At 44.8% G+C, this 22,881-nt stretch carries 22 protein-coding genes; 20 read left to right on the forward strand and 2 right to left on the reverse strand.

Annotated elements, in window-relative coordinates; all coding sequences use genetic code 11:
- Positions 1-29 precede the first annotated feature (29 nt).
- The 12 genes from AC3RCI_RS13830 (at position 30) to AC3RCI_RS13885 (ending at position 10,892) form a co-directional block, all read left to right on the forward strand.
- Positions 30-1,028, forward strand: a complete 999-nt coding sequence (locus AC3RCI_RS13830; RefSeq protein ID WP_492529525.1) for an ROK family protein — start codon at positions 30-32, stop codon at positions 1,026-1,028.
- 36 nt (positions 1,029-1,064) lie between these two features.
- The gene (locus tag AC3RCI_RS13835; protein ID WP_492529527.1) at positions 1,065-1,637 is read left to right on the forward strand and encodes a sugar O-acetyltransferase; all 573 of its coding nucleotides are present in this window, start codon (positions 1,065-1,067) and stop codon (positions 1,635-1,637) included.
- A gap of 225 nt (positions 1,638-1,862) precedes the next feature.
- Positions 1,863-3,332 carry a sensor histidine kinase gene (locus tag AC3RCI_RS13840; protein WP_492529529.1) on the forward strand — a complete coding sequence of 490 codons (1,470 nt, stop codon included), beginning with the start codon at positions 1,863-1,865 and terminating at the stop codon, positions 3,330-3,332.
- 5 nt (positions 3,333-3,337) lie between these two features.
- Positions 3,338-4,030, forward strand: a complete 693-nt coding sequence (locus tag AC3RCI_RS13845) for a response regulator transcription factor (protein WP_127535826.1) — start codon at positions 3,338-3,340, stop codon at positions 4,028-4,030.
- Positions 4,031-4,149: 119 nt separating this feature from the next.
- Entirely contained in the window at positions 4,150-5,658 is a 1,509-nt protein-coding gene (locus tag AC3RCI_RS13850) for an S-layer homology domain-containing protein (protein WP_492529531.1), read from the forward strand.
- A gap of 9 nt (positions 5,659-5,667) precedes the next feature.
- Positions 5,668-6,369 carry an ankyrin repeat domain-containing protein gene (locus tag AC3RCI_RS13855; protein ID WP_492529533.1) on the forward strand — a complete coding sequence of 234 codons (702 nt, stop codon included), beginning with the start codon at positions 5,668-5,670 and terminating at the stop codon, positions 6,367-6,369.
- A gap of 810 nt (positions 6,370-7,179) precedes the next feature.
- Entirely contained in the window at positions 7,180-7,695 is a 516-nt protein-coding gene (locus AC3RCI_RS13860) for a nucleoside deaminase (RefSeq protein ID WP_492529535.1), read from the forward strand.
- A gap of 82 nt (positions 7,696-7,777) precedes the next feature.
- Complete coding sequence (locus tag AC3RCI_RS13865; RefSeq protein WP_492529537.1) at positions 7,778-8,101, forward strand: hypothetical protein; 324 nt, start codon at positions 7,778-7,780, stop codon at positions 8,099-8,101.
- Between the two features lie 59 nt (positions 8,102-8,160).
- A complete protein-coding gene (locus AC3RCI_RS13870) occupies positions 8,161-8,637 on the forward strand; it encodes a GNAT family N-acetyltransferase (protein ID WP_492529539.1) in 477 nt (158 codons plus the stop codon).
- 79 nt (positions 8,638-8,716) lie between these two features.
- Positions 8,717-9,130, forward strand: a complete 414-nt coding sequence (locus AC3RCI_RS13875) for an NUDIX hydrolase (protein ID WP_492529541.1) — start codon at positions 8,717-8,719, stop codon at positions 9,128-9,130.
- Positions 9,131-9,154: 24 nt separating this feature from the next.
- On the forward strand, positions 9,155-9,613 hold the full coding sequence (locus AC3RCI_RS13880) for an NUDIX hydrolase (RefSeq protein ID WP_492529543.1): 459 nt from the start codon (positions 9,155-9,157) through the stop codon (positions 9,611-9,613).
- A gap of 247 nt (positions 9,614-9,860) precedes the next feature.
- On the forward strand, positions 9,861-10,892 hold the full coding sequence (locus AC3RCI_RS13885) for a phosphotransferase enzyme family protein (protein WP_492529545.1): 1,032 nt from the start codon (positions 9,861-9,863) through the stop codon (positions 10,890-10,892).
- A gap of 16 nt (positions 10,893-10,908) precedes the next feature.
- Here the strand turns inward: AC3RCI_RS13885 and AC3RCI_RS13890 are convergent, their stop codons facing one another.
- Positions 10,909-11,247 carry a winged helix-turn-helix transcriptional regulator gene (locus tag AC3RCI_RS13890; RefSeq protein WP_492473651.1) on the reverse strand — a complete coding sequence of 113 codons (339 nt, stop codon included), beginning with the start codon at positions 11,245-11,247 and terminating at the stop codon, positions 10,909-10,911.
- Between the two features lie 105 nt (positions 11,248-11,352).
- On the opposite strand from AC3RCI_RS13890, the gene AC3RCI_RS13895 reads away from it, so the two are divergent.
- The 8 genes from AC3RCI_RS13895 to AC3RCI_RS13930 all read left to right on the forward strand — a co-directional run bounded on the left by AC3RCI_RS13895 (position 11,353) and on the right by AC3RCI_RS13930 (position 20,487).
- The gene (locus tag AC3RCI_RS13895) at positions 11,353-12,267 is read left to right on the forward strand and encodes an arginase family protein (protein WP_336780005.1); all 915 of its coding nucleotides are present in this window, start codon (positions 11,353-11,355) and stop codon (positions 12,265-12,267) included.
- A gap of 107 nt (positions 12,268-12,374) precedes the next feature.
- Entirely contained in the window at positions 12,375-12,881 is a 507-nt protein-coding gene (locus AC3RCI_RS13900; RefSeq protein WP_492529547.1) for a GNAT family N-acetyltransferase, read from the forward strand.
- Positions 12,882-13,130: 249 nt separating this feature from the next.
- Complete coding sequence (locus tag AC3RCI_RS13905) at positions 13,131-13,883, forward strand: response regulator transcription factor (RefSeq protein ID WP_492529549.1); 753 nt, start codon at positions 13,131-13,133, stop codon at positions 13,881-13,883.
- Positions 13,852-15,507 (forward strand): sensor histidine kinase, encoded by a 1,656-nt coding sequence (locus tag AC3RCI_RS13910; RefSeq protein ID WP_492529551.1) that lies wholly within the window; start codon positions 13,852-13,854, stop codon positions 15,505-15,507. Before AC3RCI_RS13905 ends, AC3RCI_RS13910 begins: the two co-directional genes overlap by 32 nt.
- 212 nt (positions 15,508-15,719) lie before the next feature.
- On the forward strand, positions 15,720-17,357 hold the full coding sequence (locus AC3RCI_RS13915) for an extracellular solute-binding protein (RefSeq protein ID WP_492529553.1): 1,638 nt from the start codon (positions 15,720-15,722) through the stop codon (positions 17,355-17,357).
- Between the two features lie 115 nt (positions 17,358-17,472).
- Entirely contained in the window at positions 17,473-18,420 is a 948-nt protein-coding gene (locus AC3RCI_RS13920) for an ABC transporter permease (protein WP_492529555.1), read from the forward strand.
- Between the two features lie 10 nt (positions 18,421-18,430).
- The gene (locus AC3RCI_RS13925; protein WP_153978414.1) at positions 18,431-19,318 is read left to right on the forward strand and encodes a carbohydrate ABC transporter permease; all 888 of its coding nucleotides are present in this window, start codon (positions 18,431-18,433) and stop codon (positions 19,316-19,318) included.
- 32 nt (positions 19,319-19,350) lie between these two features.
- Positions 19,351-20,487 (forward strand): glycoside hydrolase family 76 protein, encoded by a 1,137-nt coding sequence (locus AC3RCI_RS13930; RefSeq protein WP_492529557.1) that lies wholly within the window; start codon positions 19,351-19,353, stop codon positions 20,485-20,487.
- Positions 20,488-20,644: 157 nt separating this feature from the next.
- Here AC3RCI_RS13930 and AC3RCI_RS13935 read toward each other — a convergent pair whose 3' ends face one another.
- On the reverse strand, positions 20,645-22,702 hold the full coding sequence (locus AC3RCI_RS13935; protein WP_492529559.1) for a GxGYxYP domain-containing protein: 2,058 nt from the start codon (positions 22,700-22,702) through the stop codon (positions 20,645-20,647).
- Positions 22,703-22,881: the final 179 nt, after the last annotated feature.

The following is a 22,881-nucleotide window of genomic DNA, read 5'->3' on the forward strand; positions in this document are numbered from 1 at the left end:
TTACTAACAACACCATGCGAGTGAAGAAGATGAATGAGGAATTGGTGCGGCAAACATTAAGGACAATGAGACAAGGTACCAAATCTATGGTTGCACAAGCAACAGGGTTGAGTATTGCTACCTGCCGCAGCATATTAATCGATCTCTTGAATGCAGGTGAACTTGTGGAACTGGATATGGAGGAATCGAGTGGGGGCAGGCCTGCTCAGATCTATAAGTACAACGAAAACTATGCCTACATTGTTGGTCTCATCGTGAAGGCAGGAATCAGCCATCACTCCATCACCTATGGCGTGGTTAATCTGACAGGGGAAACTGTGGAAAAAGGGGAACTGCATACGGAAACGGATCAAATGAATGAAGCATTCATCATTCAGCTCATTGATCGCCTCATCGATAACCATCCGCAGATCCGAGCTGTGGGTATCGGTGTCCCAGGTGCAGTTCATCAAGGCATCATTAATGTGTCGGATATCCCCAACCTGGTCCATGTTCCACTGGCCGATTCCATCCGAGAAAGACATGGGGTCGAGGTTATTGTAGAGAATGACATGAACCTGACGGTGTACGGTCTATATCAGAAACAGGAATATGAAGATGAGGAGTCTATCATTGTCGCGACCTTCATTGAAGGCTCCTTACCAGGTGCAGGAATCATGATTGATGGGCATATTCACAGGGGGAATACCCAGTTTGCCGGGGAGATCGCCTTTTTGCCATTGGGTCTCTCCCATGATGAGCAGTTTAGATTACTCCATAATCGGAATACATTCCATTCGATTGCAGCACGTGCCGTGTCAAGTCTGATTGCTGTGATGAACCCTGAGACCCTTGCATTGACTGGTACGTTGGTACAGCCGGAGGATGTAGAGATTATCCGGAATGAATGTTTGAAGTACATACCAGAGATGCATATGCCTCAGATGAGGCTATTGAATGACCCAGATGAGAATTATATGTTTGGATTAATATCGATGACTCTGGAAAGCCTCTCGTATTCGCTGCAGCTTGTGGAAAAACGGAGGTAACGAAGACTATTACAATACGGAGAGGATGCTGGATATATGGATACGAAAACGGAAAAACAGAAGATGCTGGCTGGAGAGCTCTATAAAGCTTGGGACTCTGAACTGACGCGTGATCGAGCGTACGCAAGACGGATGACTCGTATGTATAATCAGAGCACCGAAACAGATGAGGAACTTCGAACAGACATCTTGAAAAAATTGCTGGGCACAACGGGTGAGCACTTGAGCATGGAGCCTAACATCCGGTTCGATTATGGCTACAATATCCATGTGGGTGATCACTTCTACACCAATTTCGATTGCACCATCTTGGATGTATGTGAGGTGAGGATCGGCAGTCACTGCTTGTTTGGGCCAGGAGTTCATATTTACACAGCGACACACCCGATTGATCCTTTCGAGAGAAATGAAGGGCCCGAATATGGTAAGCCGGTAACAATCGGAAATAACGTGTGGGTAGGCGGACGAGCGATCATCAATCCTGGAGTCACCATTGGCAATAATGTAGTCATTGCATCCGGAGCCGTGGTAACCAGGGACGTTCCAGACAACGTGGTTGTTGGAGGAAATCCAGCCAAGGTGATCAAGAACATTGAAGTTTCGCAGTAACCTCCTATGCTGTATTGAAAGCTGAGAACGCATATCTATGTAACAGCTTGTTGATTTTTGAGATTCGTGGTAGACAGCTAAATCTGCATGATGGGATGATAGAAATAAATCAAAGCCGATATGGAGAGCGTTCCATATTGGCTTTTTTGCATCTGGGCAATTGAATCCATCTTGTGTTAACATGTGCACTAACTAATCCTATACCATGCTTATAAAGGGGAACCCATGTCCATTCGAATAAAGATGCTGCTGTCCTTCACGGGCATGCTCGTGATAAGTTTGCTGTTTATCCTGCTTACGGCAAGTCTGTATACGATTGCGGCAACAGGAGATCTGCAGAGTTTTCGTGATATTTATAAGGTGCATTATCAGATTAACCCACTGACTGAACAGGGAGAATCGATCTTTCAAGAGATGAAGTTTATGGCCAAAAATGAACCGGATGAGCTGCAAAACAAAGATTTGCTGCGTGAATACGACATGAAACTTCGAGCCGAGAAATCAGGTCTCTATGTCAGACGCGAGAACAGCCAGATCTTCGAATCGCTGACCTTCAATCAGCCTGAACTGAAGCAGGCACTGCCTGCCTATGATCTGAATAACTATCAGATACGCAGTACGTTTAATATTGGTGAACGCTTTTATGCCTATGCCAAATTTGACTTTAAGTACACGGATGGGGAACGGGGAAGCATCTTCGTCATTCGTGAACGGAGTCCTTTTGCCGAATTGACCCGTAAGCTGCTGCCCGTGATGTCAATCCTGCTCATCGGGGTGCTCATTATTGCAAATCTGCTGCTGTTCCGCTGGATTACTCGCAGCTTCATTAAGCCGTTGAATCAGCTGAGGAACTCTGCAGAGCAGATAAAGGAAGGGAACCTCTCCTTCAAGCTCCAGCTTCATTCCAATGACGAGGTAGGCCAGCTTAGCGAAGCGTTTGAGAGCATGCGTAACCAGCTGCAGCGTTCCAATGAACTAAGGCAGCAGGACGAAGCCAATCGCAGAGAGCTCATCTCCAACATTTCGCACGATCTCCGGACACCGATCACCAACATTAAAGGCTATATTGAGGGGATTCGTGATGGAGTGGCGAACACGCCCGAGAAAATGGAGACCTACGTCAATATCATTCACTCGAAGGCAGTCAGCATGGATAAGTTGGTGGATGAGTTGTTCCTCTATTCCAAGCTGGATTTAAATCAGGAGCCTTTCCTGTTCAAGGTCGTAGACCTTGTTGATTTCCTTGAAGACAGCATTGAAGAGCTGAGATACGATCTGGAGGATAACGGGGTCGCACTCGATTGTGATAACCAGTCGTCAGGTCCTGTTATGGCTTCAGTGGATCTCGACAAACTAAAACGGACTGTCGTCAATATAGTCGATAATGCACTGAAGTACATGGAGAATGAACACAAGCGATTCGGCATTACACTTCAAGCAGATAACGAATGGATTACGATGGCGTTTAAGGATAACGGCAAGGGAATACCGGAAGAGGCGCTGCCTCACATCTTCGAGCGTTTCTATCGGGCAGAGCAATCTCGCAATTCCTCAACCGGGGGAAGCGGATTAGGACTGGCGATTGCCCGTCAAATTATTGATGGACACGGAGGATTCATCTGGGCAGAAAGTATGCCTGGTGAAGGTACAACGATTTATATTCAATTGAAAAGGCTGATGGACAAGGGGGAGTAGCGGCAGTGACAAGCATATTAATCATTGAGGACGAAACAACAATTGCCGAACTGGAACGCGATTATTTTGAGCTTAACGGATTCACGGTGGAGCTCTGTCATAATGGAGAGGAAGGCCTGAAGCTCGCTCTGGAGGGAGATTACAGTTTGATCATTGTTGACCTGATGCTTCCGGGGCTTGACGGCTTCGAATGCTGCAGGCGTATTCGCGAGGTGAAGGAAGTACCGATTCTGGTCGTCTCTGCCAAAAAAGAGGAGATAGACAAGATCCGAACCTTTAATTTGGGCGTCGATGATTTTATTACCAAACCGTTCAGCCCAAGCGAGCTGGTTGCTAGAGCAAAGGCTCATCTAACCCGCTACGAGAGACTGCTGGGCATGAGCAAACCCGTTGAGCAGGATGAGATTCACATTCGCGGACTGCATATCGACAAAGGATCACGCCGCGTTTTCTTGAACGGGGAAGAGGTCGCGATTACAACCAAGGAATTCGATCTGCTCGTATTTTTGGCGAGTCATCCGAACCGTGTGTTCAGCAAATCCGATCTGTTCGAGCGGATCTGGGGCATGGATTCCAGCGGTGATATCGCAACCGTTACGGTTCATATTCGCAAGCTGCGCGGTAAGCTGGAGACAGATCCCAAAAATCCGGATTACATTGAGACCGTATGGGGTGCGGGCTACCGGTTTACGGTATAAGTTTCGATAAAAATTAGCTTCAGTTTATATTTTGTTAATCATTTTGACCTTGGGAGTTTCTTTTTGTCCTCTATTCTATAGATACAAGCAAGACCAACCTATAGAGGAGGAATTCAACCATGAATCCGACAACCCGAAAAATCGCTGCATTTCTGACCATAACTGCATTAGGTACGGCAGTATTACCGCTTGCTGCGAACCAAGTACATGCAGCTACATACGTTACAAACGCTGCCGCAACAACGGCACAGCTTAGCAGTCAGCAGATCGACACTGCCATCAAGGAACTGAACAGCTTGGGAATCATGAACGGATATGCCGATCAATCCATGGGTGAACAAAGAGCCATTACTCGCGCAGAACTAGCTTCACTAGTGTATAAAACCTTTAGTTTGGAAGACAAGACGGGAGAGAGCGTAGATTTAACAGACGTTAATCCGTCTGCATGGTATGCGCCTTATGCAGCAAAGCTCGTTGAACTGGGCATCATGGAGGCAAATGACGGTCAATTCAATCCGCAAAGCCAAGTTTCCGATGCCGAACTTGAGCAAGTTGTATCCAAAGCGATGCAGCGTGACGTGAAATCCGTTCACCATTGGATGAGCACGTTCTATGCCGAGAATGGGTCGTCTACTCGCGGTGAAACAGCGGTGCTGCTGAACACGGCCCGCCAGGCCATTCCTTCCGAGCAGGCTAAGATCGAGAGTGTACGATCACTGAATGCCATTACGTTGATTGTGACTTTTGATAAACCACTCACAGCAGCAGATGAAGTATTTGCCAAAGCACAAAAGGATTTTGCGCTTAGTGGCGGTTTGAAGTTAACCAACATGCCTCGCCTGAAAACAGGATCCATCGCAACTTACATCGTTCCAACGTCTGTTCAAAAAGCGGGTGAGGTGTATAACCTTACTTATAAAGGACAAGATGTGGGTTCCTTCGAAGGCAGTGGAACCAAATTAAACATGACGAAGGTTAGTCAAGTCACGAACGATACGTTCGAGATTGAAGCATTGCGGGAAAACGGTGTCGTTGATTATGGCTATATTATTTCGGCATACAGCGGTGGTCGAGGAGCTAATGCGTTCGTGCTGGATGAGAAGGAACAAGCTGGAGGCCAAACGTATCAGATTATCTCATCCATGCAGGCAAGACAAGTCATAATTACGCCGGAAGGCGGAGAACCGATCGTTGCCAGATACGTTCCGTTTACGCAATCAACAGACGGCAAACAAGAACCGAAGTTCAGATTGCCTGAAGGACAAACGCTGCAATCCGGTGTCCAATATACCGTATCTTCGGATTGGGCGAACATCGATAATGCAACATTCACCGCACAATCGTTTGATGCGCTGCAAGTTGCCAGTGCACAGGCCGTGAGTGAAACCTCCATTGAAGTTACACTTGCTCAAGATCCTGGGGATGAGCTGTTTTCGGGCCGAAGCGTAACGTTAACCTCCCCGAGCGGTGACACCCTGACGGCAACCTATAAATATTCAAGCCGGAAAGGCGCAACAGGAGTTTTCGACCTCGTTAACGATGGCAAATTAAATCCGGACACGACCTATGAAATCAGTCCAGTGGGTGATTGGAGTGTCGCTTCGGAGGTAACCGTAACGCTACAGTAAGGAGGCAGTATGAGTAAGTCAATCCTAATAGCTATTCTTATCAGCACGATGTTCGTCGTCCAAGGCTGTGCTCCGGCAGTAAATAACAACTCCATGGTGAAGGAGCAGGCAGCTTCCCTGAATGAACAGCTTCTAGAGGCAGCAGGAGGATCAGATCCTGAGAGAGTCGAAAGACTAATCCAAGAGGGTGCCGATATCAATGCTCAAGATGATAGCGGAAGAACAGCTGCGATGATTGCGACCTACAACAATGATCTTGCATCGGCTCAATTGCTGATTGAAGCTGGAGCAGATGTTAACATACAGGACGAGATGAAGAACAATCCGTTTCTGTACGCTGGCGCTGAAGGATATTTGGATATTTTGAAGCTCACAATTGATGCGGGAGCCGACCCAGCCATGACGAATCGATATGGAGGAACAGCGCTGATTCCCGCTGCAGAGCACGGATATGTGGATGTGATACGGGAGCTTCTGACTCAAACGTCAGTAGATGTGAATCATGTGAATCGATTAGGCTGGACGGCATTGCTTGAAGCGATCCTATTGAATGATGGGAATACACGGCAGCAGGAAACGATCCAGCTGCTCATTGACCATGGAGCAGATGTGAATCTTGCGGATGCTGATGGTGTATCGCCTCTGAGTCATACCAAGAAAAAGGGCTTCAAGGAAATCGAGGAGATTCTGCTTCAGGCAGGTGCGAAATAAAGTATATGGGAAGATCGATAATATGAAAAGAAACAGCATAGCAACGTAGCATGTGGAATATCTATTGTGCATATGATTCTAGGAGAAGTCGCCGATATGGCGGCTTTCTTTGTTTTAGACATAGAAGTTTGAAAGTTGAAATGAATTCATTCCAATCCACTCGTTTTCCGGCTTTGCAATCGCAAATGTTAGGCTGATGGGTGTTAGATATACCTTTTCATTTATAAAAATATATCTTTATTGGTGTAATATGGGTTATCATTTGAGAAGATTAAATCTTGCGGTGTGAATTTTAGGCGGAAAGGAACGGGAAAGTGGAAAGAACATTTAATACGGTTTATTCAAGAGTGAAGTGGAATTTGATAACCATGACCTTATTGGGAATTTTTTGTGTATTTAATTTCAACATCAGCGATGAGCGGTGGTCTAAAATTTTTTACGCGTTTTTTACTATATACGTTTTGACTTATATCATTGTGCTGTTAAAAATGTTATTTACGAAACTAACGTTTACGTTCGGAACAGATTATGTTGTTTCCTCGAAGGGAAAGCAATTCGAAGCTTCTCAAATCAAGTGTATCTACATGAATAACCAGAGAATTGGTTTCAAACTGCATGGCCGGTGGTTAGTGCCAATGGAATTATGTTTCTTTTTTGATAAGAATGAAGAACGCGAAGGGTTACAGCAGCTTCACCAATGGGCACAGCACAATAAGATAGAAGTGAAAAGGAAATTCTTTCAGACATGGACGTAATATATCGGATGATAATAGTGTCATTCAGCTCAATCTTAAGGAAGTAGGTGTCAACATGGATCGAGACCGTATTTATCTTCTAAAAGCATTTGAACAGGCTGAAATGGCAAGAGCTGAAGGAACCTTTCCCATTGGTGCAGTCATTGTTGATAACCATGGTGAGCTCGTCAGCATTGGTAGAAATAAAGTATTCTCCCAATGTGACACAACCGCTCATGCGGAAGTAGAGGCAATTAGAAAAGCAGGTTCATTCATGTTGGATATGAAAAGCAAGAGATTCAACCAGAATAACTTTTTAACGTTATATACAACTTGTGAACCTTGCCCTATGTGCAGTTGTACCATAATGATGACATTCTCAATCAAGCGAGTGGTGTGGGCTGCCAACGATGTAGCAATGGGGGCAATGCGCAAGTTTACAGAAGAATCTTTATTGTTGGATCAATTCAAAGACATATCTATTGAAGCTGCACCATATAAAGATCTCGAAGTGAGGCAAAGAAAACTAATGGCGGATTTCAATACAAGTCGTGGTTATTTAAGCACAGACTGGCACTTGGAAAAGATGTAGCAAAAAATCTTCAAGAAATCGTCAAGACAATACACATAAACCTATGTCACCTTTAACTAATAGATGGTTGAAAGGATTTTTCATGAAAAAAATGCTGCTCTCTATACTATTGCTACTTTTTCTTTGTGCATGTAGTAGCAATCACTTTGATCAAGAAACATGGTTTAACGAACCAGAGAAAAGAAATAGCATGGTGCATAGCTTGCTAAAGCATTTTGAACTAATAGGCATGACGGAGACGGAGATTATTGACTTGCTTGGAGAACCTACACAAAAAGTAGACGAGCTTTCTCGTCAATATGTTTACTATTTGGGAAGAGCAGGATTAGGAGTAGATGATCGCTTGTTACGACTTCATTTTAATAAAGAAGGTGGAATTGAAAGTCATGAGGTTACTAACGATTAGATCGTTTGCGACATAAAGTCATGGAAGATCTAAATTATGAAAGGAGGGGTAAATCAATTGTGATTACGCTCAGAAAGATTACATTGGATAACCGACGTGCAATCTTTAACCTGGAAGTTGCAGAAGAGCAGCAAAAATATGTGGCATCGAATCTTTCAAGTGTAGCTTCATGTTATGTTTTAGCGACCAATGGAGGTTCGCCTTTTCCGTTTGCAATCTACGCAGATGAACAACCTGTTGGGTTTGTAATGATTACGTATGGAATTACCGGTTATGATCTCCCCAACATTGCTGATAATAACTACTGCATATTACGGCTCATGATCGACAAGCAACACCAGAATAAAGGGTATGGCCGTGAAGCACTGAAGAAGGTAATTGACTTCATTCGCACTTTTCCGGCTGGTCCGGCCAAACTTTGCTGGATTCCCTATAGCCCAGAGAATCTGGCTGCGAAGAAGTTATATGAGAGCTTAGGCTTCAACGAGAACGGTGAAGTGTGTCATGGCGAGCTTGTAACGGTATTAGAACTCTGAAAAGTTAATATAGTTAGTTCTCATCGGGGTTGCTACGAGACATGAATCTAGCGAAAACATATCAAGAAAGGAACACTTAATGAAAAAACATCCTAAACATAGAGTAACTGCTGTAGCGGTCGTATTAAATGAGGAAAATAAGATTTTACTAATTAATGGGCCAAAAAGAGGTTGGGAAATGCCAGCAGGCCATGTTGAGGAGGGAGAGTCACTTTCTTCGGCTGTGATAAGAGAAACGAAAGAGGAAACTGGAATAGATATTGAAATCATTGGGTTTTCTGGAATCTTCCAAGATGTAAAGGGATCAATTTGCAGTACATTGTTTATGGCTAAACCAATTGGAGGGGAATTGAAAACATCAAGTGAAAGTATTGAATTAGGTTATTTCGATATTGAGGATGCGAAGAAAATGGTGACTTGGCGATCTTTTATAGAACAAATTGAGTATTGTACTCATCATAAAGATCCGTTTGTGTTTGAATTCAATCACTAGAGAGCAGAGCGGAGCGGAGGGACCATGGATTATATAAAATGGATCAGAAGCAAGGTCGGAAAAGATATGATTATTCTAAATTTTTCAGGCGCGATCATAGAGAATGAGGCACAAGAGATTTTACTCCAGAGAAGGCGGGATCGAAATGCGTGGGGGTTTCCCGGAGGTGCAATGGAGCTGGGAGAATCATCGGTAGAAACAGCAGTTAGAGAAATAAGAGAGGAAACGGGTTTAATCATATCCATAGGGGAACTAGTTGGCGTTTATACAAAGTATTTTGATGAATATCCTAATGGAGATAAGGCTCAGACCATTGCATTTATGTATCATGGAAAAGTGATCGGAGGACAATTAGCTGCTTGCAATGAAGAGAGCCTTGAGCTGAAATTTTTCCATCCTGACTTCATGCCGGAATTGTTTAACCAGCAGCACAAAGATGCTTTTGACGACTTTAAAAATAACCGTATAGGGGCTACTAGATAGCCTGATGATATGAAGTTACATAAGATCTGATCGTATAAGAAAATCTTTTCAATATGCTTGAAAAATAAAACCATGACAGTCCTAATGTCATGGTTTTTCTCATGGTTTGAGGAATATATTAACCCCCTGACAGGTAAAAATCAGTTTCTAATGAAACGTTACCTATATCCCAAACAACAGGATACCTATAATTATTTATATGAGGAACATGACCAATTTAACGAATGAAGTGGAGTGAAGAAAACAAATGAAGGACTTTTTTCGCTATGACACGATGGAAGAAAGAGAATCTCTGCTAGCTAGAGCCAGAAATGTGGCACTAACTGCATTACAGCAGTATGATCTGGCGTGGGAACGCATTCAGTTTATACACTTATCCGATACGATCACGTACAAAGTTGAAACAAATACACCCGATTCTTATTTGCTTCGGATTCATTCCGATCGTTGGAGCAAGGAAGAAATACAATCTGAACTTCTATTTCTTCAGTCCTTGAATACAGTGGATGACATTCATGTCCCAGTGGGGATCACTTCTCTTACAGGCTCTCGTGTAGTAGAGATGGATACGATTGAGGGTTATAGACGACCGTATGTTACGGTGATGAAATGGGTCGAAGGGGAGCATATACATGGTGAAATGACGGGAACTATAGTTACTAGAATGGGAGAAATGATGGGAAAGCTTCATGAAGCTGTTTCGGGCGTTCACTTACCTCCCAACTTTGTGCGTCCGGTCTGGGGAGCAGACTCTTTTCGAAGTGAGTTGGTGAAGCTTGATCGATATTATAACCGATTTTTGTCCGATCAAGCCTGGACGGAATATCAACATGCTGTCGAGAAAATATTGAGTAGACTTGCTGATATGGACAACAATGAACAAAACTACGGAATGATTCATGCTGATTTGCACGCCGGTAACATCGTTTTCAAGGATGGTTTACCGTATCCAATCGATTTTGGAAGATGTGGCTTTGGTTATTTTCTATATGATCTGGCAGGCAGTTTAATTGGACTCTATCCCAGAGAGCGAATGACTTTTATCCAAGGTTACGAGAACGTGAGAAAACTGGGAACTGATTATCTTCGAGACTTGGAATGTTTCTTCATTATGTTCATGATTGAGAACTACTGTCATCACGCCTCTAATCCAGAAGAAACGTCAAATTTATTGGATGAACAACCCTATGCTCAAGCATTAATCAGAGAATTTTTAAACGGAAACCCGTTTTTGTTTGTTCCGATTGAACCAGTGGACGTAGATAAGGTTCAACAGTGAATTTCTAACATACGTGTTATGGTTGGTTCTTAACTCCCCATTCACATAACTCTTCCATAATCGGCAGCAAGCTCTCTGCCTTGGCGGTGAGACTGTACTCGACCTTGGGTGGAACTTGCGGGTACTCCTTCCGGTTCACCAGACCATCGGCTTCCAATTCTTTGAGTTGTGAACTTAGCATCTTATAGGTTATCGCTCCAATCTGCCTCTTCAAGTCATTGAATCGAACGGTTTGACCTTCAGCCAAAAGGTAGAGGATCACCATCTTCCATTTACCCCCGATGACAGACACCGTATACCCAAAAGGGGTATCCTGAATGTTCTTCACTTTACCTTTATAATCAGTCATGCTCATACGTACACTATCCTTCCGGGTAGTACCTATCATTAAAGTGCGTACTACGATTATATTTTCGTTCAGTTTATACTAGCCTTACTTTCAAGTAAAGGAGAGTATCATATGTCTACAAAAACAATACGCTTGCTCATGCCGCAATGGCAGGGGGGCAACAATCCTAACTATTCTTTTGGAGCCGAACTGTTAGCCTGGCTGGCACCAGATAATGATCAACCCCTAATTAAGGTACCCGTTCATGCTTATGATGGAACACCACTTGTGAACGAGAACGGCATGAATGGAAGAACACAACTGCTGGAACAGCTGGAGGCTGCCCAGCATATCATCCAGGCTCACAAGCCGGATCGTATTGTTATGTTTGGCGGCGACTGTTTGGTCGAACAAGCACCCTTTGCCTATCTTAACGAACGATATGGAGGGGACCTTGGGTTAATTTGGATTGATGCACACAGTGACCTGGTTCGATATGTTGGCTATGATAACGGACATACGCTGCCACTCGGGAATCTTCTGGGTGAGGGAGACGAGGAGTTCTCGAGACATGTGAAGGTTCCTTTGAAGCCCGAAAATATCTTTATGGCGGGATTGGCAGTTCCTACAGAACAAGAGATGGAAGTGATTTCGGAAGCATTTGAAAGAATGGGTGTATACGCTGAGGAATCAGATACAGAAGTCATTCAGAGACTGGGAATCAAAACAGCCGGAACAGAGGAGCTCTCGAGCAGCACTGAAGTGATTAAGAAATGGATCAGAGAAAGTGGAATCAAACATCTTGCCATTCACGTGGATCTGGATGTGCTGGACCCCAAAAAATTCCGTTCTCTACTATTTGCTAACCCTGACGAACCATATGTTTTCTCACCTGCCGGAACCATGCAGTTACCTCAACTTCTGCATTTGCTTAAGGAGCTGTCAGAAGAAACAGAGGTCGTGGGACTGGGTATAACCGAGCATATGCCGTGGGATGCGATTCATATGAGAGATCTGCTCAGCGAGATACCGATATTAAATACGTAAGGTGCAAAGCTTCGAACATAGGTGTGGCTAACATTCTATCGGAATATTTGATACGATGTAGGGAGTCTGAATTAATTTGATAGAGAGCTAAGAAAGGCAGGCTGACCATGAATCTTATCTTTCCGAAAGTTAGTACACCCGAAGAAATCGCTGCACTGTCCCGCTTGGCCGCCGAAATTTGGCAGGAGTACTACGTATCCATCATTACGCTTGAACAGATTGATTACATGATTCAACAATACCAATCGGTATCAGCTGTTACAGAACAAATCCAAGAACAGGGCTATGAATATTATTTCATGCAACGTGATGATACGCCTGTCGGATACATGTCTGTAAAAGTAGAGGAAGGCAAAATGTTCCTGAGTAAGTTTTACATCGGCAAGGAACATAGAGGCCAAGGCTACGCCAGCCTAGCGTTCGCTTTTCTGGAGCAGCAATGTATAGAACGAGGCATTAACCTGATCTGGTTGACCGTCAATCGCCATAACGAATCAAGTATTGCTGTCTATGAGAAAAAAGGATTCCGGACTGTCCGGGAGCAGGTTGCGGATATCGGCAATGGGTTTGTTATGGATGATTTTGTTATGGAAAAGGCAATCCACGTTTCTTAAACGAAGCTTCCAGGTCAGTTCAATAGGATGAGTCAGACAATGAATGATTTATTGATCAGCATAAGAGGAGAAGTCGCTTAAATAGCGGCTTTTTTTATTGCATAAAACACGGATCTGAAATTACGCATATAAATGAAAGCCCTTTCTTCATTCTATGATATACTACGTTGTAACTGACAACCCATGAATAACGGAAGAGATATTTGTGCTAGTTATCCTCTCACTTTCACGCGCAAAGGAGATGTCTGAATGTTTAATGTTCTTGTTGTGGATGATGAGTGTGTTCAAAGAGAAGGAATCAAGGATTTGATCGCCCTGTATGGATTTCCTTTTCACATCATGGAAGCGGAGAACGGAAAGAAAGCAGAGCAGCTATTGATACGAAATGCAATTGATATTTTGATTACCGATGTCAAAATGCCGCTCATGGACGGACTGGAACTTAGCAGGATCGCACGCAAAACACAGCAAAATATCGATATCGTTATTTGCAGCGGATATGATGAGTTTGAATACGCACGCAGTGCCCTAAGGCTCGGTGTCGTCAATTATTTGCTTAAACCGCTTATGAAGGAAGAGTTTTTGCAGGTGATGGTGGATATTACGAAGATGAGTCCGTATGCGGGGAAGCCTGAGCCTGAAACGATGGAAATGAAGGTGATCCGGCAGGTGAAGGATTATGTGAAGGATCATTATCAGAAAGATATTTCACTAACAGAAGCAGCTCACGACGTGTATCTGTCTCCAGGATACCTAAGCATTCTGTTTAAGAAAGAAACCGGAGAGAACTTCTCCAAATATCTCACGGATTACCGGTTGAGCCGTGCGAGCCATCTGCTTGTTCACTCCAATATGAAAATTAATGATGTTGCGGTGGCTGTTGGTATAGACAACCATTCATATTTTGCCAAGCTGTTCAAAAACAAGTTCGGCGTTAGTCCGTTACAGTTCAGAGAGTGCGGGGTGCTTCATGATCGGGTGGATCAAGAGCAGGTTCAATGATATCAGGTTCCGCAACAAATTATTGCTGTCTCATCTGGTCATTGCCCTCATTCCCATTCTTCTGCTTGGAATACTCTCCTTCATTCAATCCTATCGTATTCAGATGAGAGAGCTGCGAAGCGAAGCTGAAGCAAGCATCGAGCAGGTAGCCAGCATTATGGATTACAAAATCAATCGTTACAATACGCTAAGCGAGTTTATGGTACTTAATCGGGATTTCTCTCAGATATTCACCAAAGACTATGATGAAAATTATTATCAGATGTACCTGGATTTTCGTGACATTATGGAGCCGATGATCTCGAACATCAAATTGATGGACGATGATATTGAAGGGATCACCTTCTACACATCGGGAGAACTGCTCGGAATTCGCAATAACATTTTGCCCATAGGGGAGCTAAGGAGCAAGGCTTGGTACGATGGTTTTCGGGGCAGACGCTGGATTGTGGACGGAGAGAAGCTCTACCTGGTTCAGGAACTGATCAGCAATCCAAAAGACAGCAACTTTATGGTCATATCCATACAGCATGACAGCATCTTTGGAGATCTGGATAATCTGTCTGAGCACATATCCGTTCATATGGAAGATCCGGAACAACATATCATTTTTCAGGAAAACAGAAAGCGGATTGGTGCTGTTGATTTGGAGAAAAGGGAAATGACAGACCTGAGTTTAAGTCGATCCCTTGCCAGCAATGGCTGGACGATCTATTACAATTTGCTGAATACCAATGCCTACGCGAATGCAATGAGCATTTTTCAAATCACGCTATTCGTCATCATCCTCAGTCTGATTATTACCTTTCTGCTGATATATATCATCTCCACTAACTTTACACGCCGAATTCTTCGCCTCAAGACCAAAGTTGACAAGGTGGAACGAAACAATCTGGATGTGATCATTCAGAGTTCATCACGTGATGAATTTGGTGAGCTGACGAATGGGATCGGGAAGATGCTTAGAAGGATCAACAGTCTGATCTCACAGGTCTATCGCGCTGAGATTGCCAAGAAGGAAAGTGAGTATAACAGGCTGATCAGTCAGATTAACCCTCATTTTCTGTATAATACACTCTCTTTTATCAGATGGAGGGCCGAGAAGAAGGCCGATATTGAAACAAGTTATATGGTATCTGCATTAGCACGTTTCTACAGAACGACGTTGAACCAAGGAAGGCATATGACCACAATTGAGGCTGAGATTCAGCATATTAAGGCATATCTGGACTTACAGCTCATTATGAATGATGGTCTGTTTGACGTGGATTATGATGTTGATGACGCGGTGCTGCAGGAACAAGTCATTCATTTTGTACTGCAGCCCATTGTGGAAAATGCCATCAAGCATGGTTTTGTGGGAGCAGCAGCGAAGGATTATGGCATTCAGATTACAGTTCAGCGAGTGGGTGAAGGCATCAGTTTAGCCGTTACGGATAATGGCGTAGGCATGACTTCGGAACAGATCACACAGCTGTTAACCAGTGAAAATGGGGGATGCGGTGTGCGCAATGTGAATGACCGAATGAAGCTCTATTACGGGCAGGACTATGGGCTCGTGATTCGTAGTGAACCCGGTTACGGAACAGAAGTATCCATGGTGATTCCGGCATCTTCACCGTAAGCAGCAGGAAAACGTCAAATAAAATACTAAGAAATGAAGGCGGTTGCTGCGGCAGCCGCTTGTTTGGTTTCCGAGTTAGAAATGACAAGGCCCACAAGATCGTTGAGGTCATGAAAAAAGTGATACATATCCGAAAATAATTGCATATACGCGAAAAATGAAGACGTATACAATTTGATTATTCAAGTAAATCACATAAAGGGGATGACAGGATGCACAAACGCAGCAAGATCGCTTCAATGCTGATGGCCTGTATGGTGCTCGTTATATTCAGTGGCTGTAGCGGGGGGAACAGTGATACCACACAGCCGCAGATATCAGAGCAGGACTACGAACCTTACGGCAAATATGAGACGCCAGTCGAATTCACGATCGGCCGTAATACCAATCATGTGAATAACCTGCCTCCTGGTGACACCATTGAGGACAATTTGGCCACACGGTATGTAGAAGATCGCGTGAATGTCAAAGCGAAGGTGGCTTGGGAAACAGACGATATGGATCAGAAGCTGTCCTTATCCATGACCACAGGTGAATTGCCTGACGTCATGTTAGTTAGCCGGGAGATATTTAATCAGTTGGTAGATAATGATCTGATCGCCGATATGACTGAGGTATATGAGAAGACAGCATCCGAAGGTGTGAAGAACATCTATGGCTCCTACGGTGATTTGCTGCTTGATCAAGTGAAGGTGGATGGCAAAATTATGGGGCTTCCGATGACAAACATCGGTAATCAACACCAATTGCTGTGGATTCGTAAGGATTGGGTAGATAAGGTGGGTGCCAAGCTGCCGGAAACGGCCGAAGATGTGTGGAATCTTGCCAGAACATTTGTGGAAAAGGACGTATCCGGCACAGGCAAGACGGTGGGTATGGTCATGGATTCAAATGCGATGAATTTTAGCCCAATGTTCGCGACGCATGGCGCGTTTCCAACGAATTGGATCGAGAAGGATGGTCAGGTGGTATACGGGTCCGTTCAGCCCGAGATGAAGCAGGCACTTGCTGAAGTTAGCGCCATGTACAAAGAAGGCTTGATTGATAAACAATTTGCAGTCCGGTCGAGTGAAGAGAAGGAAGCGCTGGTGATCAACGGACAGGCGGGAATCGTTTTTAATCCATGGTGGATCGGCTATACCAATTACAAGGATTCCATCAAGCAAAATCCCGAAGCCGTATGGGTCGCGGTATCTGCACCACTGGATCAGGACGGCAAGTTCAGAACAATTCGTCAGGATCCTGTGGGGGGAGGAATCGTTGTTGTGAACAAGAATTTCGCCCATCCAGAAGCCATAATGAAATCGGTCAATCTGACTACGGATTTCCTTTATTCCTTAACGGATGATGCGATCAACTACAAGAAGGAACATCCCGATGAGATGCTGACTGATGCGAGCCGCTGGAATAACGATCCTACTCAGATTCCAATGCAGGTCGATTTTGACGATGTGCTGAAGCGCTATTACGAAGATCTCATGAAAGCCGATGAGTCCGGAGATGCTTCCGCCGTTCAGGAAGACCGGGTTGTCTCGTTCAAGGCTTATCAGGAATTCAAAGAGAAAGGCAATGCCGTTGACGTCAACACCTACGGCGAATATCTATCTCGGATTGAAGGACAACGAGAAGCAAATAACCCCAATTTGGAAGTGACTCCTGCAGGCTTTTACGGGACGACAGAGACGATGAAGCTGAAATGGGCGAACCTGCAAAAGCTGGAAGAGGAAACAATTCTCAAGATCATTATGGGGCAAGCTCCTATTGATGAATTTGATACGTTTGTCGATACATGGAAGCGCACAGGCGGAGATGAGATTACGGAGGAAGTGAACGAGATGGCTCAAAGGTAATACAGGCTGTGTGAAGCAGGACTGTAGCATAGCGGAAGCCTGATACCAGACTTCCGCACCTGCCTTTAGCGATATGACATGCCTATAGATATAGCAAGATGGAGGTGAGAAGGCAATGGCGCAAGCAGAAACGACGATACCACCCAAAAGGGAACTACGCTCAGTCCAGAAGAAACGTAAGCGATTTGACGAAATGACCTATCATTTTATGCTCCTGCCTGGCATGGTGATGCTGTTTATTTTCTCGATTGTGCCCATGTTCGGCGTAATCATGGCGTTCCAGAAGTTCATTCCTGCCAAAGGCATATTCGGTTCCAAATGGGCGGGGCTTAGCAACTTCACCTATATGTTTCAACTGCCGGACGCGAAGCAGATTTTTATCAACACGCTGGTCATTGCTGTCGGGAAAATTGTGCTGGGATTGATTGTTCCTATTGTATTCGCCCTTCTGCTTAATGAGGTTCATCTGAAAGTGTTCAAGAGTTCGATTCAAACGATTGTGTACTTACCGCATTTCATGTCATGGGTTGTCTTGGGCACGATGCTGACCATGATATTTTCTTTTGACGGCATGATTAACAACTTCCTTGAGCTTCTCGGCTTGGAACGCATTATGTTTCTGGCCAGCAACGATTGGTTCAGACCGCTGCTGATCGTAACGGATACCTGGAAGGAGTTTGGTTATGGAACCATTGTCTATCTGGCTGCGTTAACGGCCATTAACCCTGCCTTGTATGAGTCCGCTGCAATGGATGGTGCGAATCGCTGGAAGCAGACGCTCCACATTACGCTGCCAGGCATGTTCCCAACCATTATCCTGCTGGGTACATTGAGTCTCGGAAACGTACTCAATGCCGGATTCGATCAGGTGTTCAACCTGTATAATCCGCTCGTATATGAAACGGGTGATATCATTGATACCTTTGTGTACCGCATGGGTCTGATCAATATGCAGTATTCGTTCGCAACAGCCATTGGTTTGATGAAATCGGTGATCAGCTTTGTTCTGATTGTCATTTCGTATAAACTGGCTTCCAAGTATGCGGGGTACAGAATTTTCTAGGAGGGTTAGCATGATTCAATCCAAAACACTCGGTTCCAGGCTATCCCGACTATTGATTATGTTCACGTTGATCCTCATTACATTCATGTCCCTGGCCCCGATTGTAAATACGATTATGGTTTCCATCAGCAGCAGTACGGCAGTGAATGCAGGCCGGGTTTATTTTCTCCCGGTGGAGCTGAACTTCTCATCCTACGCACAGATTTTGAAAGATACGAAGTTCTGGAATGCGTTTCTGATCTCGGTTGAACGGGTGGTGCTTGGTGGTGCGATCAATATGATTTTGACCATTCTTATGGCCTACCCCTTGTCACGCAGTATTTCACAGTTCAGATCCCGGAACACATACATGTGGATTATCGTGTTTACGATGTTATTCAGCGGAGGTATTGTTCCTTGGTACATGGTGATTAGCAAGCTAGGGCTGATTAACAGCATCTGGGCATTGGTTTTACCGGGTGCGGTACCCGTATTCAATGTGATCCTGCTCATGAACTTCTTCAAAGGCATACCCAAGGAACTCGAAGAGGCTGCCTTTATTGACGGAGCGGGGCCGATCAAAATTCTGCTTAACATCTTCATCCCGATTTCCATGCCGAGTTTGGCGACTATTATGTTATTTGTCATCGTTGGACATTGGAATAACTTCTTTGACGGAATCATTCTCATTAACGACAGCTCTAAAATACCACTACAGACTTACCTGCAGCGGCTTAGTCTAACGCGAGACCAAATGCAGAATCTCTCTGTTGAACAGCTGCAGCAGTACAATAAAATTTCGAACACGACATTGAATTCTGCCAAAATTCTGGTCTCGATGATCCCTATACTATTAATCTATCCTTTTCTACAGCGTTATTTGATCCACGGTATCGTCCTCGGGGCAGTGAAGGAATAATCTGATGACTTTAAGAAAGGAAGGATATGCAAATGCGAAAGAAAAAAATCGTAAGTCTGACGGTGGTTCTCAGTATTATTCTGGTTACTACGATGGGTGCAAGTGGTGGAGGCAAAAAGCACTATGCCAGTCAAGCACAGTGGGCGCAAGAGAAACTGGATGAATATTACTGGAACGATGAAGCACAAATGATGAATAACGCTTATCCTTCGACACCGGAAGGTGAAGAGCCTTTGAATTATTGGTGGAAGGCTCATGCTGTTGATGCACTGGTAGACGGATACGAACGAACAGGAGACGAAGCGTATACGGAACGGGCGGAAAAGCTGGTGCGCAGTATTATTGAACGCAATGGTTCGCTTCATAATGAATTTTATGATGATATGGAATGGCTGGCTCTTGCTGCTCTCCGTCTTTACGATGCCACAGGCAGTGAAAAAATGAAAGATTACGTGCTGGAACTCTGGGCAGATATCAAGACAGCCTGGTGGGAAGATGACCTGGGAGGCATGGCTTGGAAGAAGGACCAGCGATACAACCGTAATGCGTGTTCAAGTGGTCCGGCTTCGATTCTGGCAGCAAGGCTGTATGAGCGTTTTGGTGATCCTCAGGATCTGGAATGGGCTCAAAAAATATACGAATGGGAAAAACGCTATCTCGTTAATCCGCAAACAGGACTCGTCGCAGACGGCTTGGTGCTGCGTGAAGACGGCACACTTGATGTGAATGAAGCGTGGATCTTCACCTATAACCAGGGCACATTCATAGGTGCCGGCGTGGAGCTCTACCGGATTACGGGAGACCAGGTGTATTTGCAGGATGCAGAGAGGACAGCTGCAGGCTCCCTGAAGTCCTTGACGAATGAGAAAACCGGAATTTTCTTAGAGGATGGGGATGGAGATGGTGCCTTGTTCAAAGGCATATTGATCCGTTACATGGTAGAGCTGTATGATGCCGGGCAGAACAAGACTCTGAAGCAAGCGATCTTCCGGAATGCAGATGCGTTATGGAAAGGCAGCCGGAAAAATGGATTATTCAGTCAGGCCTGGGGTCAACCGGCCCAGAATCCGCTGCATCTTACGGCCCAGCTAAGCGGTGTCTTTCTGCTTGAGGCAGCTGCGAAGCTGGAGACAGGTAAACGTTCCAAGTCAGGAAAACAACAGAAATAGCAGCAGTTAAAATAAGCGTTTGTTTTGAAACCTTTTGATCATAAGCAATTCGGGTTGTCACACCACGGAAAAGAAGCATCGTATCCCTATTAAGGGTTACGATGCTTTTAAGCGTTGGGGTACTATACCGTATGAAGTATGAAGACTATTATGAAGACTATTTGATAGCAGGCAAATGCTTACTTTCTCGAATGAGGGAGAAATAGTCATCCGCTCGAACCACTTCAAATTCTTCTCCCAGCTCTTCAGTGAGTGCAAGTGCATCGGATGGAGTCATGCTCCAGGCAAGCAACCCAAGAGAAATGAACAACGGCGACTTTCCATCCCAGTTCGCTTTTGCTTCATTAAGGACCTGTAACCCATCCTGGGCTGTACTTATCCCGCGAATCGTAGATACCGGCAGACTCTTGCCAACGATCTCGACGCCATAGTTATCTTCATAACTAATGAATAGACCTGGTGAGTGATAGTCTTTCTCGTAAGCGTTTGCTTTAAATGGGGTGAGTGGTATATTTTCGCTGTCTGCCCGGTTTAAAACATACGAGATCGTCATGCCAGTCTTTTTGAGATATTTTTCGGTTTGTTGCAAAAATTGCCGGAAGCTCGAATCTGGCCATGCACCCGGATAGAAATATCCGGCACCGGATGGTCCGGCAATCAGCAGATCATTGGCAGTCGCCGTATTCACATAATGATTCAATATCGCTGGTGCGCCCTCATAGAGAAGCGGGCTTGATGTCCAGTTGAGTGGAACCTTGCCTCTCGCCGGATCGTCCCACATCACGCGCATGCGATGCTGATTGTACTGAAAATTATCGCCTTCAGTAAAGGTATACGTTACATAAATTTTGTTCTCCAGCTGGGGACGTGGAGATTTTTTGACAGGCTTGAAATTCGGCTCGGTTCCCGAGAATACGGTCAGATTACTGAACCAGTCGGCAGCGAGTACGTAAACGCCATAACGGGAGGCAATCTCAACAGAGCTGAATTCACCTTCCACATCATTGCTGAACCAGCCAAGGTAGGGGGTTCCCGATTTTACATCAGACATGATTTTCTCAAAAAGAGCTTTTTGTTCAGGTACATTAGAGTCAAGCCAAAACACCATCGCTTTATTGGCGACCGCATAGTCCCGTAAATAACCATAGGGTTCACGCTGTTCTGCAGAGAGAGGACGGATATTCCCAGCGGATACCTTATACTGGTTCCACATGTCCACTTCAGCCGTCAGTTCATTCGTCCCTGCAGGAGGGCTGAATTCATACACAAAATAATTGCCATTATCGGCGAACCGATGACCGCCTTGACCCTCAGCCACCTTGGAATTCTGTCTGTCATACAGAAATGCTTCTTCTTCAGGGGTGCCTGCAACGAAGTTTGCAATGACTTTGCCATCTGCCTTCACTGTAACTTCATGTACCGCCGGTCCCCAGCCATCCTGGGTTACGGCGTCATCAAACCTAAGGTATACCTCGGACTTGCCAAGTAGGGAAGAAAGGTCAAGGGAGTATGTGTCTCGGTTGCTGGCATCACGTATTGGCTGCTTTTCCTCAGCAATGGTCACAAAGGACTCCGGAAGGCCAGAGGGGATCCGAATCGCTGTATCCGGACCAAGTCCGACTAACATCTGCTGGGTCGTTTTCTTCCACAGGTTCTCATATTGCCAGGTATAAGCATCAAGCCGGCTGCTGAATTTGCCCTGCAGATCATCAAGGATCTTCAGTTTATACGGAGCTTTGGACAATTGGGCGGCAAGCTCTGGACTGGCAACAACCGCATCTTTCAGACCAGCAAGAGTGGTGGCCACATTAATTGAATCAGGCAAATTCGGGTCATACACAATCATGCCTTTGACATCGTTACGGTATGCCGAGAACACTTTCCAGTAATCCTGATGAAGCGTATAGGGTACATTGAGATCATTGAGCCAGGTCATTTTTCCTTCTTCCTGGGACTCGATCAGATAAATCCGCGGTTGTTTCCTGTTAACGATCCCCTGCAACGTTGCAAAGAGCAATTTGACATCACCTGGCGCATCATAGATATCAGCTGCATCCAGATGCTTCGGCTTCTTAAAACTGGGTAGTTCCCGGTTGACTTTGGAATCCACAGGTTTAGTGGTTTGTACAACGGTTTCCGAAGCAGACGCCGCTCCAGCAGTTAAGGAAAAAGCACATAGGAAGGCTAAACAGAACATCTTGAATCTACGAGCCATGGCGATCTCACTCCTTGTTTGTAGTCAAAAATTAGAGCGTGTGTATCCCTCAGTTATCTCATCCTCCTTTTGCGGCCAAAAGCCAGACACACATCTCATTTCAAGATATATTAAATATATTCATATATGTTATTGCAAGGGTTTCGACAAAACTTCCCATTTATTTAAGGAAAAGCGAC

The sequence above is a fragment of the Paenibacillus sp. MT124 genome (assembly GCF_058792755.1).

What these genes read in the sequence shown, in the direction of transcription:
- AC3RCI_RS13910 (WP_492529551.1), top strand. Translation starts at nt 13,852, where the DNA reads ATGATCGGGTGGATCAAGAGCAGGTTCAATGATATCAGGTTCCGCAAC.
- AC3RCI_RS13885 (WP_492529545.1), top strand. Translation starts at nt 9,861, where the DNA reads ATGAAGGACTTTTTTCGCTATGACACGATGGAAGAAAGAGAATCTCTG.
- AC3RCI_RS13900 (WP_492529547.1), top strand. Translation starts at nt 12,375, where the DNA reads ATGAATCTTATCTTTCCGAAAGTTAGTACACCCGAAGAAATCGCTGCA.
- AC3RCI_RS13875 (WP_492529541.1), top strand. Translation starts at nt 8,717, where the DNA reads ATGAAAAAACATCCTAAACATAGAGTAACTGCTGTAGCGGTCGTATTA.
- AC3RCI_RS13865 (WP_492529537.1), top strand. Translation starts at nt 7,778, where the DNA reads ATGAAAAAAATGCTGCTCTCTATACTATTGCTACTTTTTCTTTGTGCA.
- AC3RCI_RS13835 (WP_492529527.1), top strand. Translation starts at nt 1,065, where the DNA reads ATGGATACGAAAACGGAAAAACAGAAGATGCTGGCTGGAGAGCTCTAT.
- AC3RCI_RS13930 (WP_492529557.1), top strand. Translation starts at nt 19,351, where the DNA reads ATGCGAAAGAAAAAAATCGTAAGTCTGACGGTGGTTCTCAGTATTATT.
- AC3RCI_RS13925 (WP_153978414.1), top strand. Translation starts at nt 18,431, where the DNA reads ATGATTCAATCCAAAACACTCGGTTCCAGGCTATCCCGACTATTGATT.
- AC3RCI_RS13840 (WP_492529529.1), top strand. Translation starts at nt 1,863, where the DNA reads ATGTCCATTCGAATAAAGATGCTGCTGTCCTTCACGGGCATGCTCGTG.
- AC3RCI_RS13880 (WP_492529543.1), top strand. Translation starts at nt 9,155, where the DNA reads ATGGATTATATAAAATGGATCAGAAGCAAGGTCGGAAAAGATATGATT.
- AC3RCI_RS13915 (WP_492529553.1), top strand. Translation starts at nt 15,720, where the DNA reads ATGCACAAACGCAGCAAGATCGCTTCAATGCTGATGGCCTGTATGGTG.
- AC3RCI_RS13860 (WP_492529535.1), top strand. Translation starts at nt 7,180, where the DNA reads ATGGATCGAGACCGTATTTATCTTCTAAAAGCATTTGAACAGGCTGAA.
- AC3RCI_RS13895 (WP_336780005.1), top strand. Translation starts at nt 11,353, where the DNA reads ATGTCTACAAAAACAATACGCTTGCTCATGCCGCAATGGCAGGGGGGC.
- AC3RCI_RS13935 (WP_492529559.1), bottom strand. Translation starts at nt 22,702, where the DNA reads ATGGCTCGTAGATTCAAGATGTTCTGTTTAGCCTTCCTATGTGCTTTT.
- AC3RCI_RS13890 (WP_492473651.1), bottom strand. Translation starts at nt 11,247, where the DNA reads ATGAGCATGACTGATTATAAAGGTAAAGTGAAGAACATTCAGGATACC.
- AC3RCI_RS13855 (WP_492529533.1), top strand. Translation starts at nt 5,668, where the DNA reads ATGAGTAAGTCAATCCTAATAGCTATTCTTATCAGCACGATGTTCGTC.
- AC3RCI_RS13920 (WP_492529555.1), top strand. Translation starts at nt 17,473, where the DNA reads ATGGCGCAAGCAGAAACGACGATACCACCCAAAAGGGAACTACGCTCA.
- AC3RCI_RS13905 (WP_492529549.1), top strand. Translation starts at nt 13,131, where the DNA reads ATGTTTAATGTTCTTGTTGTGGATGATGAGTGTGTTCAAAGAGAAGGA.
- AC3RCI_RS13830 (WP_492529525.1), top strand. Translation starts at nt 30, where the DNA reads ATGAATGAGGAATTGGTGCGGCAAACATTAAGGACAATGAGACAAGGT.
- AC3RCI_RS13850 (WP_492529531.1), top strand. Translation starts at nt 4,150, where the DNA reads ATGAATCCGACAACCCGAAAAATCGCTGCATTTCTGACCATAACTGCA.